Here is a 1,166-nt window from a genome sequence, read left to right on the forward strand (position 1 = left end):
GTAATTATTGATGTGAATCGGCTGTCAAAATTACAACTTGAAAAACACTTTATTAAGAATATTTCTATTCAAAGCAAAAATATTTCTGGAGATATTGAGTTATTTCAAGAAGTTAACTGCTCTTATTTCGATAAATATTTGGATGATGTGTTATATCTTTTTGATAATTGTGGAAGTAATGTTATTGTTTTTGAAGATATTGATAGGTTTGAAACAAATCTAATCTTTGAAAAACTGAGAGAAATAAATACACTTGTAAATAATAAAAGACAGGGTGTGGATAAGATTCTATTTATTTATCTCATAAAAGACGATATGTTTACTTCGAACGATAGAACTAAGTTTTTTGATTTTATAATTTCAATGATACCTGTAATTACTTCTTCAAATTCTGTAGAAAAAATTACGGAGATATTAGCTAAAGAAAGTAATGTTAGCAAGGGACTATTGAAACAACTGTCAATTTATATTTATGATATGCGTTTAGCTTATAACATCTACAATGAGTTTATTTTATATAAGAACAATTTACTCAGTAAAGAAAAGGAAGGCGATGATAAAGAGAATGGTAATAGTAAACTCAGTTTATCGGAGGATAAACTATTTTCTGTAATCGTTTATAAAAATATTTTTCCGAAAGATTTTTCGTTGTTACAGAAAGATAAAGGGGTTGTCTATCAATTATTTCAGCAAATCGAGGATTTAAGAAAAGAGAATTTAAAGAAAAAAGCTGAGGAAATTGAAGAATTAAAAGAAAAAATAAGTTCTGCTGAACAAGAATTCTGTGAAAATAAAATTGAATTGTACTCAATGTTCATGAAAATTCCAGAAGGAAGAGCTTGTATTTCTGTCAATAATAGATTCGAATCAGATTTTTCTAGTAGACTGGAGTTTATTCAAGAAATACTTTCAGATGATGCGAAAATTGTATCTTATGCTAGGGATTCTTATCGAAGACTTATAAATCCTGAACAAGAAATGCTATCCTCTATTTTTCCTATAGAAGATAGCAATTTCAAAGAAAGATTAAATAGTTTAGAAAATAAGAATCGCCTTGAAGAATTTAACAATGATTTGGAATTATTGCGTAAAAAATATGAAGAATTAAAGAATGAAAAATTAGCTAAATTAATTAATCGTGATTATTTTGATAATATCATTAGTTC

1 pseudogene is annotated in these 1,166 nt (G+C 26.5%); it reads left to right on the top strand.

Annotation, left to right across the window (positions count from 1 at the left end):
• Positions 1-1,166: pseudogene (locus E0E02_RS09355) on the top strand (DNA-binding protein); the annotation flags it as partial.

This window comes from Streptococcus sp. KCJ4932, assembly GCF_004352745.1.
GTDB classification, from domain to species: Bacteria; Bacillota; Bacilli; order Lactobacillales; family Streptococcaceae; genus Streptococcus; species Streptococcus ruminicola.